This window comes from Streptomyces sp. NPDC058534 (genome assembly GCF_042717365.1).
In the GTDB taxonomy this organism is placed as follows: Bacteria; Actinomycetota; Actinomycetes; order Streptomycetales; family Streptomycetaceae; genus Streptomyces.
This window is the reverse complement of record NZ_JBHXNW010000011.1, coordinates 82,348-96,115: the sequence shown is the minus strand read 5'-3', so window position 1 is coordinate 96,115 and position 13,768 is coordinate 82,348. Positions and strand designations below refer to the sequence as shown.

Genomic DNA, 13,768 nt, shown 5'->3' with positions numbered 1-13,768 from the left:
GCTATGGCCCTCCGCGTCCACCTGCCGGCGAAGGCCCTCTTCGTGTGCCGGCGAGGTGGCGGCCGCGCGCCGCCACCGGGCGTCAGCCCACGCAGCCCACATGCGCCAGCGCCTGCTTCAGCAGCACCCCGTGCCCGCCCGGCATCTCGCTGCGCACCGCCTCGGACAGGGCTTCGCGCGGGTCGAACCAGACCAGGTCCAGCGCGTCCTGCCGGGGCCGGCAGTCACCGGTGACCGGCACCACGTAGGCCAGGGAGACCGCGTGCTGCCGGGGGTCGTGGTACGGCGTCACACCGTGCGTCGGGAAGTACTCGGCCACCGTGAACGGCTGGAGCGAGGACGGCACCCGGGGCAGCGCCACCGGGCCGAGGTCCTTCTCCAGGTGGCGCAGCAGGGCGTCCCGGACCCGCTCGTGGTGGAGCACCCGGCCGGAGACCAGCGTCCGGCTGACCGTCCCGTCCGGGCCGATGCGCAGGAGCAGGCCGACGCTGGTGACTTCGCCGCTGTCGTCGACGCGGACGGGCACCGCCTCGACGTACAGGATCGGCATGCGGGCACGTGCCATCTCCAGCTCGTCGGTCGTCAGCCAGCCCGGCGTGGTTTCGGTCATGTCAGACATCGCTTGATCATACTTTCAGCCGTTCCTGCTTCCCGGGCGGCGCTGCGGGACTGTGACCGGTCCCACGCCGCTCAGCTGTCGTCCATCGGTCCCCCGGGCAGCCGGTAGACCCGGCGGGCGTTGTCCCGGCCCGCCCAGCGCGCGAGGCGCAGCGCGTCCGGAAGGGCCAGCTCGTCGGCGTCCAGCCGCTCCTGGAGCAGCCCCGCAAGGCCCCGCCGGAAAGCGACCGCCCCGAGGTGATGGAACTCGGCCACACCATAGGCGTCGGAGCTGTACAGCAGCTTGCGGAACGGAGTGATCTCCGTCGCCTCCGCGAGGATCGCGCCCGCCCGGGCGGGGCCGACGTGGTGCAGGGTGAGGCCCACGTCGAGGTACACGCGCTCGAAGACCGCCGACAGGTAGGCCGCCTGGCGCTGGTAGGGCCAGCAGTGCAGTAGCAGGACCGGGATCGTGCCGGCGGTCAGATGCAGCCAGTCGGTCAGCAGGGTCGGGTCCACGCGGTGCATGCGGATGTCGCTGTCGCCGAACCCGGTGTGCAGTTGCAGGGGCCGCCCGAGGTCCACCGCCGTCCACAGCAGGTGCCGGACGAGCACCTGGTCGTCGAGCCGGCCGCCTCGCGCGAGCCACTGCCGGGCGGCCCCGGTGACCTCCGCGGGCGAGGGACGGGCCGGGTCCAGGTCGAAGCCGGTGCGGTAGGCCGCCACCGATTTGACGCCCACCACGCCCGGCCGCCGTACCGCCTCCCACGCGGCCGTGCGGAACGCCTCCGCGTACGCGTCCGGCTCGACACCGCCCGCCGCCACCGCCTCCGCGACCCTCTCAAGCCGCACCACCTCGTACGCCGCGGCGTTCGCCGCGCGCGCCAGCTCGGCCGGCCCGGTCACCCGGTGCGGGGCGTAGCCCGTGTCCACGCAGAAGACGCCGGTGCCCGCGGCCCGCAGGAACCGCCGGTTCACCTCGGCCGCGCCCAGCTCCTTCCGCCGGGCCAGGTACACGTCGGCGGGCGCGTGGCGCGGCAGGTCCAGCAGGGGAGCGCAGTGACGGCGCACGGCGAGGCCGACGGGGCTGTCGAAGGGGGACACGCCGGGCCATGGCTCGCCCTCGGTGAGGAGGGACTCGAAACCCGCGCGGTCCAGGTCGTCGGTGACGGCGCCGTGGCAGTGGTGGTCCACCAGCTCCAGCTCGGCGAGGCTCTCGTGGACGGGTCCGCCGGCCACGTCAGTACTTCCAGCGGTAGGCCGCCGCCACCCGGTCGTCGTCCAGCCCGTCGACCGCGTCGATCTCCCCCTGGCGTACGGCGGTCACCGCGTCGGCCAGGACCGGCCCCAGCGCGGTCCGCAGCACGTCGTCCGCGCGGAACGCCGCCACCGACTCGGCGAGGGAGACCGGCAGCCGGCGAACCCCCCGGGCCGCCGCGTCGGCGGTGTCCAGCCCGGCCGGGTCGCCGGTGGTCTCCTCGGGCAGTGGCGCGGACGACGCGAGACCGTCCAGTCCGGCGGCGATCACCGAGGCGAGCGCGAGATACGGGTTGGCGGCCAGGTCGACCGGCTTCACCTCCAGGTTCGCCGCCCGGCCGTGCTCCCCGGTGCTCCCGGTGACGATCCGCAGGGCCGCCTCCCGCGTCTCCCGGCCCCAGGCGGTGAAGACGCCCGCCCACTGCGAGGGGCGGAGCCGCAGGTGGCTGGCCGGGCTCGGCGCGGTCATCGCGGTGAGCGCCGGCAGGTGGTCCAGCACTCCGGCCACGAAGGACTCGGCCTCGGCGGTCATGCCGTACCGGCCGGTGCCGCCGGCGTGCAGGTTGGTCCCGTCCCGCCACGCGGAGAGGTGGATGTGCCCGCCGTTGCCGACGCCCCGCCCGAGGACCGCCGGGGCGAAGGAGACCCGCAGCCCGTGCCGCTGGGCCACGGCCCGGATCGTCTGCCGCACCAGCACGCTGCGGTCGGCCGCCGCCACCGGGTCGAGGGCGCCCACCGAGACCTCGAACTGCCCCGCCGCGTACTCGGGATGCAGTTGCTCCACGTCCACGCCCTGCGCCGCGAGCGCCGCCAGCAGATCGGCCGCGCAGTCGCTGAGACCGATCTGCCGGGCCGCACCGTACGCCGGTCCCGACACCGCGGGGACGAAGGCGTCGCCGTCCGCGTCGCCCCGCCCCACCGACCACTCGATCTCGATCGCGGCCTTGAACCGGACGCCGTACCGCTCGACGGCGTGCGCCACGGTGCGGCGCAGGACGGTGCGCGCGCACGCCGGGTGCGGCCCGCCCTCCTGCGTGATCCGGTCGACCGGCGCCCACGCCCAGCCGGGCTGCGCCGCCAGCACCGTCAGCCGGTCCAGGTCGGGATGGAGACGCAGATCGCCGTCGGGAGAGCCGAGGACGTCCGTGGCGACGATCGAGTCGTCCGCCAGGAACGTGTCGAACACCGGGGACATGCCCACGCCCCACGCCGCGGCCGAGGCGAGCCGCGCGGTGGGCACGGTCTTCACCCGGGCGATCCCCGCCGTGTCGACGTACGCCAGCACCACACCGTGCACGCCCCGGCCGGACAGCTCGCCGCCGAGCGCGGTGGCCCGCTCGGTCTCGCCGGGACGCCCGCCGGGTACGGGGTCGCTCTCGCTCACGTCTCGGGCTCCTTCGCGCGTGCGCCGTCCGTCGCCCACCATTGTGCCGTCCGGTGATCACGCTGTCCCGGTTTCGCCTGATCCGTGCGCACGGCGCCGCCCCGCGCCGGGTCGGCGGACGCGGGGCGGGGCGCGGGAGGCGGGGTCAGGTCATGGGGGTGGGCTGCGGGGAGGGGGTCCCGCCGTCCAGGACGGTCTTCAGGCGGTCGGTGCCCTGCCGCACCCCCTGCTCGACGGCGTCGGCCTGGTCGCCGTCGAGGCCGCCGCCGGTCACGGTGAGGGCGGAGGTGCCGACGCGTACCACGGCCACGTCCAGGCTGAGCGTGGCCGGATTGCCGCCGGTGGACCCCTGCACGGTCACGCGCAGGCCCGCACGGGCGTCGCCCACGTCGGGCACCGAGGCCTCGGTCACCTGGGCCGTGCGCTTCTCGCCCGCGGAGTCGGTCGCGGTGAACTGGTCGCACTTCTGGGGCAGGGAGTCCATCCACTCCAGTCGGTCGTCCAGTCCGCCGCGGTCGTAGCCGGCGACCTGGTCCAGGAGGCGGGAGTCGCCCTGCTCGAAGCCGGTGACCGCCGACGGCCCCGACGGCTCGCCCAGCAGCTTCTCGCCGTAGAGCCCGTCGAGGAGTTCCTGGCAGTCCGAGGCGTCGGTCTTGGCGGTGAGGAAGTCGGACACGTCGACCTCGCCGACGAGCAGCTGGTCGCGCCACTTGTCCGCGTCCTGGACCTGGTTCCAGTCGCCCTCCAGGTCGGCCTCGGTGAGCAGCGCGGCCTTCGCGCCGGACTCGGTGAGGGTGGGCGTGGGTGTCCTGACGGTTCCGGTGGGCTGCTCGGGGACCCGCCCGGCCTCGTCCCGCTCGGCGGCGGGGGAGGCCGACCGCGCCTGTTCCGCGGCGGTGTCCGGGGCCGCGCCCGACCCTCCGGCGCCGTCCGAGCAGGCCGCCGTGGTCAGCAGCGCGCCCGCCGCCAGGGCGGAGGCCACGAGGCGGGCGGGGCGGGACGGTCGACGGCTCATCGCGGGATGCCTCCTGGGACGGGAACGGTGTCCTCAGCGCACCACCGCGGCCGCGGGCCCACCAGCGCACGGGGTTGTTCGGGTGACGTGACCCTGCGGCCCGGCGGCCGGGCTCAGCCCGCGCGTTCCAGGGTGTCCTCGGCGACGCCCTTGTCCACCGCCGCGCGCACCAGCGCGGCCGCGAGGACGGCCGGTTCCGTCGCCCCGGCGAGGCCGAGCAGCCGGTCCGGGTCGGACGGCAGACCGAGGCGTTCGGCGCCCTGGAGGGCCTTGCGGTCCAGGGTGGGGCCCGCCTCCGGCCAGACGAGCTGGGCCTCGCGCAGGAAGATGTCCACGCCGGTCGGACCCACCCCGGGAAACTCCCGGAGCAGCCGCCGTACTTCGGACAGGTCGCCGTCCGCCTCCTTGCGGAGCCGGCGCAGGTCGCCGCCCCACCGCTCGGTCAGCAGTTCGGCGGCCTCGCCGAGCTGGGTGGCGGTGCGCTCGTCGTAGCGCCGGTAGCCGCCCCGCCCGAGGGCGTCCACCCGCTGCTGCCAGTCGGCGTCGGCCATGCGGCGCGGGTTCCGCAGCCCCGCGTCGTACAGGGCGCGGGCGGTGGCCACCGCGATCGAACCGCGGATGCGGGCGCTCAGCAGGTGGGAGAGGACCAGCAGCCGGTACAGCGGCTGCGGGGTGTCCTTGAGCCGGATGCCCGCCTCTTCGGCGTACGTCTGCCCGTGCGCGTCGACGAGCGCGCGCACGACCCGCCGTTGGCCGGGGCTCACGGCTACGGCTTCAGCGGGTCGTGGCCGACCGTCATCAGCCGGTGCCGGAGCGCGGTGTCGTCGGACCGGGGCTCGTTCTCCAGGTCCGCCTGCGCCGTCACGGTGTCCACGACCTCGCGCATCGCGCCCAGGTCGTCCTCCGTGAGGTCGGTGCGCCGCTTCTGGAGGATCGACAGGACGTGCCGGCCGAGCGGCGGTCCCGCGTCGTCCGGCAGCGGCTCGGTCAGCTCACCGGAGTCGCGCACCCGGAGCCAGTCCGCGAGTTCCGCGGAGGTCATGTTCACCACGCGGTGGAAGTCCTCCCACAGCGCGTCGAGTTCGAGGGCGTCGGCCATGAGGTGCCCCTCAGATCGTCGTGCGTACGTGCGTAGGCGCGGGTGCCCGTGGGGCGGAGGGGCAAACGCCCCGCCCGGTCAGCGGGCGAGCACGCCGTCCAGGAAGCGGGTGACGTCGGAGAACACCTCGGCGCGGTTGGTCTCGTTGAACAGCTCGTGCCGGGCGCCCGGATAGATCCGCTCGGTGAGGTCGCCGCCGCTCAGCGCTTCGACGCCCGGCCGGCTGCCCGGCAGCGGCACCAGGCGGTCGTCGTCCCCGTGCACCCACAGCAGGGGCAGCGGGCCGACGTCGCCGTTCTCGGCCACCCTCCCCAGGGTCCGTACGAAGGCCTCCAGGGTCGGCCGCTTCATCGGGCCGTGCCAGACCAGCGGGTCCGCCGCGTACGCCGCGCCGACCGCCGGGTCCCGGGAGAGCGAGGCCGGGCTGATCGGGGTGTCGGGGATCTCCGGCAGGGCGAGCAGCCGGCGCGGCAGCTCCCAGTCGCCGATGACCGGCCCGGACAGCACCAGCGCGGTCAGCTCGCCGGTGTGGCGCTGGGCGTAGCGGGAGGCGATCAGGCCGCCCATGGAGTGACCGACCATGACGAACGGGAGGTCCGGGTGGGCGGTGCGGGTGAACGCGGCCACGGAGTGCACGTCGGTGACCACGTCCTCGAAGTCCTCGACCAGCACCCGCTCGCCGTCGGACCGTCCGTGTCCGGTGTGGTCGACGCCGTAGACCGCCGCGCCGTGTCCGGCCAGGACGCCGGCCACCTCCTCGTAGCGGCCGATGTGCTCGCCGTAGCCGTGCACCAGCAGCGCCACGTACCGGGGCCGGTCCGCGGGCCACTCGCGGGCGGTGATCCGTCCCCGTGTTCCGGTCAGGTCGTGTTCGCGGGCCTCGGCCATGGCTCCTCCGGCTGTGTCGGTGAAGGTCACCGGAGGATCTTCCCAGGGAGCCGTCCGGCGGTCTATAGTCCAAAACTAGCAGTGCTAATTAATGTCGGATGCCCCTCGTCCGGCGGCGGTGTGCCGTCCGGCGACCGGGCGACGACGGTCAGGAGTCCCCTCGTGCGTCCCGTCCACTTCGCGGCCGCCCGCCGCACCCCGATCGGCAAGCTGCGCGGCGCCCTGTCCTCCGTGCGGCCCGACGACCTCGCCGCCGCCGTGATCCGGGGCCTGGTCGCCGACGTGCCCGCGCTCGACCCCGCCCGCGTCGACGACGTGTACTGGGGCGCCGCCAACCAGGCCGGCGAGGACAACCGCAACGTCGCCCGGATGGCCGCCCTCCTCGCGGGCCTGCCCGAGTCCGTCCCCGGCGCGACCGTCAACCGGCTGTGCGCCTCCGGCCTGGAGGCCGTCACCACCGCCGCCCGCACCGTCGCCGCGGGCGAGGCTGACGTCGTGCTCGCGGGCGGCTCCGAGTCGATGAGCCGCGCCCCCTTCGTACTGCCCCGCCCCGACGAGGCGCTGCCGCACCGCATCGAGACCGTCGACACCCGGCTCGGCTGGCGCCTGGTCAACCCGGCGATGAAGGACCTGCACGGACTGCTGGCGATGGGCGAGACCGCCGAGGAGGTCGCCGGGCGGTACGGCATCCCGCGCGAGCGCCAGGACGAGTTCGCCCTGCGCAGCCACCACCTCGCCGCCGAGGCCCGCAAGAACGGGCACTTCGACGACGAGATCCTCCCCGTCGAGCGCCCCGACGGCGTGGTCGTCGACGCCGACGAATGCGTCCGTGAGGACACCTCGCTGGAGAAGCTGGGCCGCCTCAAGCCCGTCTTCCGCCCCGGCGGCACGGTCACCGCGGGCAACGCCTCCCCGATGAACGACGGCGCCGCCGGACTCCTCCTGGTCAGCGATGAGGCCCTGAACGACCTGGGCCTGGAGTCGCTGGGCCGCTACGTCGCCGGCGGCTCGGCCGGCGTCCACCCGGACGTCATGGGCATCGGCCCGGTCCCCGCCACCCGCAAGGTCCTCGCCCGGGCCGGCTGGAGCGTCGACGACCTCGCCGAGGCCGAGTTCAACGAGGCGTTCGCCGCCCAGGCCCTCGCCTGCGTGGACCAGCTCGGCATCGACCCCGGCCTGGTCAACCCCACCGGCGGCGCCATCGCGCTGGGCCACCCGCTCGGCTGCTCGGGCGCCCGCATCCTCACCACCCTGCTCCACCGCATGCGCCGCACGGGAGCGGCCCGCGGGCTGGCCACCATGTGTGTCGGCGTGGGGCAGGGCAGCGCGGTGCTCGTCGAACGGCACTAGCCGTACGTACGTCGCACCTCTCCGCAGAGCCGCAGCAAGGAACGGAGCAACACCCCATGGCAACCCTCTCCGTCGCCGCCATCCTCGCCGAGAACGCCCGGCGCCGTCCCGACAAGGAGGCGCTGGTCGAGGGCGACCTGCGGCTGTCCTTCGCCGAGGTGTGGCGGCGGGCGCGGGCGCAGGCCGGCGCGCTGACCGGCCTCGGTGTCCGGCCGGGGGACCGGGTCGCGCTGATGGCGCCGAACACCGCCGACTTCCCGCAGGCGTACTACGCGATCGCCGCGGCCGGTGGCGTCGTCGTGCCCGTGCACCTGCTGCTGTCGGCCGCCGAGGTCGAGCACGTCCTGCGCGACAGCGGCGCCACGCTGCTGCTGTGCCACCCGGCCCAGGCCGAGACGGGCACGGCAGCCGCGCGGGAGGCGGGCGTACGGGTGATCACCCTCGGCGACGAGTTCGGCAGGCTCGCCGCCGACGCCGAGCCGCTGCCCACGTACGTCACCCGCGACGCCGACGATCCGGCCGTCGTCTTCTACACCAGCGGCACCACCGGTGTCCCCAAGGGCGCGGTGCTCAGCCACTTCAACCTGGTGATGAACGCGACCGTCAACGCCTTCGACGCCAACGACATCCGGCCCGACGACATCGCGCTCGGCGCGCTGCCGCTGTTCCACGCCTTCGGCCAGACCGTCTCCCTCAACTCGACCTGGCGGGCGGGGGCCACCCTCGTCCTGCTGCCGCGCTTCGACGCGGCCCGGGCGATCGAGCTGATGGTCAAGGAGAAGGTCAACACCTTCCACGGGGTGCCGACCATGTTCGTCGCCCTCGCCGCAGCGGCGGCCGACGCCGACGCCCTGCCCGACCTGCGCGTGTGCGTCTCCGGCGGCGCCTCGCTGCCGGTGGCGGTGCTGGAGCGGTTCGAGGCGGCGTTCGGCGCGAGGATCCACGAGGGGTACGGGCTGTCGGAGACCTCGCCCGCGGCGGCCGTGAACCAGCCCGTGTTCGGGACCAGGCCGGGCACCATCGGCCACCCGCTGTGGGGCGTGGACGTGGAGATCGCCCACGCGGACGTCGAGGGCCGCGTCGTCCTGCTGCCGCCCGGTGAGCTGGGCGAGGTCGTCGTACGCGGCCACAACGTCTTCTCCGGCTACCTCGGCCGCCCGGAGGCCACCGCGGAGGCGCTGGTCGACGGCTGGTTCCGCACCGGGGACCTCGGCACCAAGGACGACGAGGGCTTCCTCCGCATCGTCGACCGCAAGAAGGACGTCATCATCCGGGGCGGCTACAACGTCTACCCGCGGGAGGTCGAGGAGGTGCTGATGCGCCACCCCGGCATCGCGCACGTCGCCGTCATCGGCCTCCCGGACGAGCTGCACGGCGAGGAGGTGTGCGCCGTCGTCGTCCCCGCCGCCGGCGCGACACCGGACGCGGCCGGGATCACCGAGTGGTCCAAGGGGTACCTCGGCCGGTACAAGTACCCGCGCCGGGTGGAGTTCGCGGACGCGCTGCCGCTCGGGCCGAGCATGAAGGTGCTGAAGCGGGAACTGCGGGCCCGCTACGTGGACCACGCCCAGCGCCAGGGACCGCCGGCCCGCTAAGGACCGACTGGCGAGACGGTGCTTACGCAGACCGGTTGAGTGCGCATAGCATCAGTGGCCGCAATGGACACCATGACGCTCTGGCACCTCACCGGCTGGGAGTTCGCCGCACTCGCCTTCGCGGCCCTGCTCGTCGGCTTCTCCAAGACCGCCGTGAGCGGGGCCAACACGGTCAGTCTCGCGATCTTCGCCGCGGTACTGCCCGCCCGCGCCTCGACCGGCATCCTGCTGCCCGTGCTGATCGCCGGTGACGTCCTGGCCGTCCTCACCTACCGGCGGCACGCGCACTGGCCCACGCTGTGGCGGCTGTTCCCCGCCGTGGGCGTCGGCGTGGTCGTGGGCACCCTGTTCCTGGTGTGGGCCGACGACGCGATCGTCCGGACCTCGATCGGCGTGATCCTGCTGCTCATGGCCGGGGTGACGGTGTGGCGCAGGAGACAGGCCGAGGTGTCCGACGCGGCCGACTCGTCCGGCCGGGACGGCACGGCCTCGCGGGCCGGCCGGGTGAAGGCCCGTTCGTACGGCGTCCTCGGCGGCTTCACCACGATGGTCGCCAACGCGGGCGGCCCGGTGATGTCGATGTACCTGCTCTCCGCGGGCTTCCGCAAGCTCGGCTTCCTGGGCACGTCGGCGTTCTTCTTCCTGATCGTCAACGTCTCCAAGGTGCCCTTCAGCGCCGGCCTCGGTCTGATCGACGGCCGGTCACTGCTCCTCGACGCCGTGCTGGTCGTGTTCGTGGTGCCCGGCGCGTTCCTCGGCAAGTGGGCGGTGCACCGGATCAACCAACGCCTGTTCGAGCGTCTGGTGATCGCGGCGACGATCGTGGGTGGTCTGCAGCTCCTGCTGGCCTGACGCGCCGCGGCAGGCCGTTGCTCAGGTCCTCGACCAGCAGGCGCTTGGCGATGGCGTCGACGGCGGCGCGCAGCTCCGTGTCGGTGGGCCGGCCGATGTCCTGCTCCACCCGGTTCTCCAGCCAGGTGGCCCACGCCCGGCCGATGACCAGGGCCTCGCGGGCACCCGCGTCGGTGTGGGAGAACAGGGAGCCGTGGCGGGTCAGGAAGCCCTCCTCGACCATCCGGTCGAAGACCGGCAGCAGCACCTCCGGCGGCAGCCGGCGGCGGGCGGCGATCAGGCCCAGGCCGGCGTGCCCGACCAGGCGCGTGAACAGCTCGACCTGCATGACGGCCCAGGCGCCGGCGACATCGAGCCGGGTGTCGCTGTCCGCGATGATCCGGCGCGCGGTGTCCAACTCCGTACCGCCGATGATCTTTCCGACGGACGCCTCCAGAGCCCGCCTGCTGTTGGCGTCGTGCGGTGAGGCGAAGCCCTCGCCCATGTCGGTGGAGCCCGCGCGGGCGCTGTCGCGCAGCCGGACCTGCTTGAGGAACAGGGCGACGAGGAAGCCGAGCGCCGCGACCGGCACCGTCCACAGGAACACCGTCTGGATGGTGTCCGCGTACGCGCCGACGATCGGCGCCGACGTCTGCGCAGGCAGCCCGTGCACGCCCTCCGGACTGGTCGCCGCCCGGCCGATCGCCGACGGATCGGCGGCGCCCGTGCGCGCGGCGTCGGCGACACCGTCCCGCAGGTTGGGGCCCAGGGCGTTGGCGTAGATCGTGCCGAACACGGCAGTGCCGAAGGAGCTGCCCAGGGTGCGGAAGAAGGTGACGCCGGAGGTCGCGGTGCCGAGGTCGGCGTAGTCGACGGTGTTCTGCACGGCGATGGTCAGCACCTGCATGGACAGGCCGATGCCCGTGCCCAGCACGAACATGTACAGCGACTCCAGGCCGGCGCCCGTCGACGGGCCCATCAGCGACATCAGGTACAGGCCGACGCCCATCACCGGCGTGCCCGCGATCGGGAACAGCCGGTACCGTCCCGTCCGGCTGACGACGGTGCCGCTGAAGACCGAGGCGATCAGCAGCCCCGCCACCATCGGCAGCGTCCGCACGCCGGAGACGGTGGCCGAGTCGCCGTCGACGTACTGGAGGTAGGTCGGCAGGTACGTCAGCGCGCCGAGCATCGCGAAGCCGACGATGAAGCTGAGGATCGAGCAGACCGTGAACACCGGGTTGGCGAACAGCCGCATCGGCAGCATCGGTTCGGCCGCCCGGGTCTCCACCAGACAGAACAGGGCGAGCGCGACCAGCCCGCCCGCGAACAGGCCCAGGATCACGCCCGAGCCCCACGCGTACTCGTTGCCGCCCCAGCTGGTGGCCAGGATCAGCGCGCTCGCGCCCACCGCGACCAGCGCGATGCCCAGGTAGTCGATGACGGGCCGGACGGCCGACTTGACCACCGGGATGGTGCGGGCGGCGGCGATCACGACGACGATCGCGATGGGCACGTTGACGTAGAACGCCCAGCGCCAGGAGAGATGGTCGGTGAACAGCCCGCCCAGCAGCGGGCCGATGACCGTCGCGACGCCGAACACCGCGCCGATGGCGCCCTGGTACTTGCCGCGCTCCCGCAGCGGGATGACGTCCGCGATCAACGCCATCGACGTCACCATCAGGCCGCCCGCGCCGATGCCCTGCAACGCCCGCCACGTGATCAGCAGCGGCATGTTCGTGGCGAGCCCGCACAGGAACGACCCCGTGATGAACACGACCGCCGAGACCTGGAAGACCACCTTGCGGCCGAACAGGTCGCCGAACTTGCCGACCAGCACCGTCGCCACGGTCTCCGCGAGCAGGTACGACGTCACCACCCACGACATGTGCGAGGCGCCGCCCAGGTCCGACACGATCGTCGGCAGCGCGGTGCCGACGATCGTCTGGTCCAAAGCGGCCAGCAGCATCCCGAGCATGATCGTGACGAAGACGACGTTGCGGCGCCGCCGGTCCAGCACGGGCGGCTGGGCGGCGGCGGCGGCCCGTGGCGCTTCCTCGGCGACTGTCACGTGGTCACGATCACACCCGTGCAGCGGCCACGCATGCGGGGACGGTCCGCCCGGGTTCGGGCGACGGCGTGGCCGGGGGACACCCCCTACGCGTCGCCGGAACGCCGCCGCAGCAGGTACGTGTCCATGATCCAGCCCTTGCGCTCCCGCGCCTGGGCACGCAGCCGCTCGATGCGCGGCCCGGCCTCGGCGATCGGGCCCGAGTCGAGGATCTCGTCCGGGGTGCCCAGGTAGGCGCCCCAGTAGATGTCGAGGTCCTGGTCCGCGTACCGCCGGAAGGTCTGGTGGGCGTCCAGCATCACCACGACGTCGTCGACGCCCTCGGGGAAGCCCTCCGCGAGCCGCCGCCCGGTGGTGATCTGCACCGGCCGCGCCACCTGGTTCAGCCCCGTCCGGTGCCGGGCGGCCAGCGACGAGACGCTGCTGATGCCGGGCACCACGTCGTACGCGAACGCCACCGTGCCACGCCCCAGGACCTCCTCCAGGATGCCCAGCGTGCTGTCGTACAGCGACGGATCGCCCCACACCAGGAACGCGCCGCTCTCGTCCTCGCCCAGCTCCTCGGCGATCAGCCGTTCGTAGATGCCGGCGCGGGCCAGGCGCCAGTCCTCGACGGCGGGGGAGTACGCCGCGCCCTCCGCGCTCCGGTCCCGCTCCGGGTCACGGGCCTCGACGACCCGGTACGTCCCCTCCGGTACGTGTGTCTCCAGCATGTCCCGGCGCAGCCGCACCAGGTCGTCCTTCACCTCGCCCTTGCCCAGGACGAAGAACACGTCCGTGCTCCGCAGCGCCCTGACCGCCTGCAGGGTCAGCTGGTCGGGGTCGCCCGCACCGATACCGATCACATGAATCTTCCGCACCCCACGAGTCTGCCGTACGCCACCGACTGCGCCCGTACCGGGCCGCCGGGCCACCGCTCGCGCGCGGTCAGCCCCGCAGCCGCGGCGCCCGCGCCCCCGCGTCCACGGACGCGCCGTCCGCCACGTCCCGCGCCAGCTCCCGGGCCCATCCGGCGACCGAGCCGAGATCCACCCCGTAGGGCCGTTCCCGCCCGGCGTCCGACGCCGCCCACTCCGTCACGGCGCCCGCCCCGCGCCGCAGCAGCCGGGCCCCGCCGGTGCCGTTGCCGCGGGCCGCGTGCGTGAGCCCCACCGCCAGCTGGGCCATCCCGCGCCACAGCTGCCGCTCGTCCTCGGGGCCCGACTTCCAGGCGTCCTCGAAGACCTCGTGCGCGTGGAACGGCTTCCCCTCGTCCAGCAGCCGCTGTGCCTCGGCGACCGTCTCGTCCGGCGCCCGCACGACGCCCTCCGGCTGACGGGCGACGCCGTCCGCGCCGTACGGCAGCGGGCGCCCCAGCCCGTCGCGCGGCCGGGCGCTGCGCGCCCGCCCCTCGTCGTCCCGGTCGCGGGCGTCGGCCGGGCGGTCCGATGCTGTGCTGTCCATACGGCCGATTGTCCCCCGCCCGTCCCGCTTAGGCGTGGCCCGGTGGGTGCGGTAAGGTGCTGTCGCGTGATCGCGCGGTCGCACCGCGCGTGGGTACACCGGGACGTGGCGCAGCTTGGTAGCGCACTTGACTGGGGGTCAAGGGGTCGCAGGTTCAAATCCTGTCGTCCCGACGGTGACGGAAGATTGTGCTGCCCGGGGGGGCTGCCGCGCGGGGGCGGGAGAAAATTGGCGCGGC

The 13,768-nt window shown here is 74.0% G+C and carries 13 protein-coding genes and 1 tRNA gene; 4 read left to right on the top strand and 10 right to left on the bottom strand.

The window, feature by feature from the left end:
* Positions 1–82 precede the first annotated feature (82 nt).
* From ACFWR9_RS09350 to ACFWR9_RS09320, 7 genes are all read right to left on the bottom strand, one after another.
* Entirely contained in the window at positions 83–610 is a 528-nt protein-coding gene (locus tag ACFWR9_RS09350; protein WP_164713147.1) for an NUDIX hydrolase family protein, read from the bottom strand.
* Positions 611–690: 80 nt separating this feature from the next.
* Positions 691–1,836 (bottom strand): amidohydrolase family protein, encoded by a 1,146-nt coding sequence (locus tag ACFWR9_RS09345; RefSeq protein WP_383838010.1) that lies wholly within the window; start codon positions 1,834–1,836, stop codon positions 691–693.
* A 1-nt stretch (position 1,837) separates the two neighbouring features.
* On the bottom strand, positions 1,838–3,238 hold the full coding sequence (locus ACFWR9_RS09340; RefSeq protein WP_383838007.1) for a glutamine synthetase: 1,401 nt from the start codon (positions 3,236–3,238) through the stop codon (positions 1,838–1,840).
* Between the two features lie 145 nt (positions 3,239–3,383).
* Complete coding sequence (locus ACFWR9_RS09335; RefSeq protein WP_383838004.1) at positions 3,384–4,253, bottom strand: hypothetical protein; 870 nt, start codon at positions 4,251–4,253, stop codon at positions 3,384–3,386.
* Between the two features lie 113 nt (positions 4,254–4,366).
* Positions 4,367–5,017 carry an endonuclease gene (locus ACFWR9_RS09330; RefSeq protein WP_383838001.1) on the bottom strand — a complete coding sequence of 217 codons (651 nt, stop codon included), beginning with the start codon at positions 5,015–5,017 and terminating at the stop codon, positions 4,367–4,369.
* 2 nt (positions 5,018–5,019) lie between these two features.
* Positions 5,020–5,352 carry a DUF3140 domain-containing protein gene (locus ACFWR9_RS09325; protein ID WP_383837999.1) on the bottom strand — a complete coding sequence of 111 codons (333 nt, stop codon included), beginning with the start codon at positions 5,350–5,352 and terminating at the stop codon, positions 5,020–5,022.
* A gap of 78 nt (positions 5,353–5,430) precedes the next feature.
* On the bottom strand, positions 5,431–6,240 hold the full coding sequence (locus tag ACFWR9_RS09320; protein WP_383838130.1) for an alpha/beta hydrolase: 810 nt from the start codon (positions 6,238–6,240) through the stop codon (positions 5,431–5,433).
* Between the two features lie 162 nt (positions 6,241–6,402).
* On the opposite strand from ACFWR9_RS09320, the gene ACFWR9_RS09315 reads away from it, so the two are divergent.
* The 3 genes from ACFWR9_RS09315 (at position 6,403) to ACFWR9_RS09305 (ending at position 10,037) form a co-directional block, all read left to right on the top strand.
* Entirely contained in the window at positions 6,403–7,590 is a 1,188-nt protein-coding gene (locus tag ACFWR9_RS09315) for a thiolase family protein (RefSeq protein WP_383837996.1), read from the top strand.
* 56 nt (positions 7,591–7,646) lie between these two features.
* A complete protein-coding gene (locus ACFWR9_RS09310) occupies positions 7,647–9,185 on the top strand; it encodes a long-chain fatty acid--CoA ligase (protein ID WP_383837993.1) in 1,539 nt (512 codons plus the stop codon).
* A gap of 63 nt (positions 9,186–9,248) precedes the next feature.
* On the top strand, positions 9,249–10,037 hold the full coding sequence (locus ACFWR9_RS09305) for a sulfite exporter TauE/SafE family protein (RefSeq protein WP_383837991.1): 789 nt from the start codon (positions 9,249–9,251) through the stop codon (positions 10,035–10,037).
* Here ACFWR9_RS09305 and ACFWR9_RS09300 read toward each other — a convergent pair.
* The 3 genes from ACFWR9_RS09300 to ACFWR9_RS09290 all read right to left on the bottom strand — a co-directional run bounded on the left by ACFWR9_RS09300 (position 9,964) and on the right by ACFWR9_RS09290 (position 13,530).
* On the bottom strand, positions 9,964–12,087 hold the full coding sequence (locus ACFWR9_RS09300) for an MDR family MFS transporter (protein WP_383837988.1): 2,124 nt from the start codon (positions 12,085–12,087) through the stop codon (positions 9,964–9,966). The two genes, ACFWR9_RS09305 and ACFWR9_RS09300, sit on opposite strands and share 74 nt — an antisense overlap.
* An 86-nt stretch (positions 12,088–12,173) precedes the next feature.
* Positions 12,174–12,947, bottom strand: coding sequence for a precorrin-6A synthase (deacetylating) (gene cobF, locus ACFWR9_RS09295; RefSeq protein WP_383837985.1), 774 nt, complete (start codon positions 12,945–12,947; stop codon positions 12,174–12,176).
* Positions 12,948–13,014: 67 nt separating this feature from the next.
* A complete protein-coding gene (locus ACFWR9_RS09290) occupies positions 13,015–13,530 on the bottom strand; it encodes a DUF309 domain-containing protein (protein ID WP_383837982.1) in 516 nt (171 codons plus the stop codon).
* 99 nt (positions 13,531–13,629) lie between these two features.
* Between ACFWR9_RS09290 and ACFWR9_RS09285 the strand changes: the two genes are divergently transcribed.
* Positions 13,630–13,703, top strand: a tRNA-Pro gene (locus ACFWR9_RS09285).
* Positions 13,704–13,768 lie beyond the last annotated feature (65 nt).

What these genes read in the sequence shown, in the direction of transcription:
- ACFWR9_RS09350 (WP_164713147.1), bottom strand. Translation starts at nt 610, where the DNA reads ATGACCGAAACCACGCCGGGCTGGCTGACGACCGACGAGCTGGAGATG.
- ACFWR9_RS09335 (WP_383838004.1), bottom strand. Translation starts at nt 4,253, where the DNA reads ATGAGCCGTCGACCGTCCCGCCCCGCCCGCCTCGTGGCCTCCGCCCTG.
- ACFWR9_RS09325 (WP_383837999.1), bottom strand. Translation starts at nt 5,352, where the DNA reads ATGGCCGACGCCCTCGAACTCGACGCGCTGTGGGAGGACTTCCACCGC.
- ACFWR9_RS09320 (WP_383838130.1), bottom strand. Translation starts at nt 6,240, where the DNA reads ATGGCCGAGGCCCGCGAACACGACCTGACCGGAACACGGGGACGGATC.
- ACFWR9_RS09310 (WP_383837993.1), top strand. Translation starts at nt 7,647, where the DNA reads ATGGCAACCCTCTCCGTCGCCGCCATCCTCGCCGAGAACGCCCGGCGC.
- ACFWR9_RS09305 (WP_383837991.1), top strand. Translation starts at nt 9,249, where the DNA reads ATGGACACCATGACGCTCTGGCACCTCACCGGCTGGGAGTTCGCCGCA.
- ACFWR9_RS09290 (WP_383837982.1), bottom strand. Translation starts at nt 13,530, where the DNA reads ATGGACAGCACAGCATCGGACCGCCCGGCCGACGCCCGCGACCGGGAC.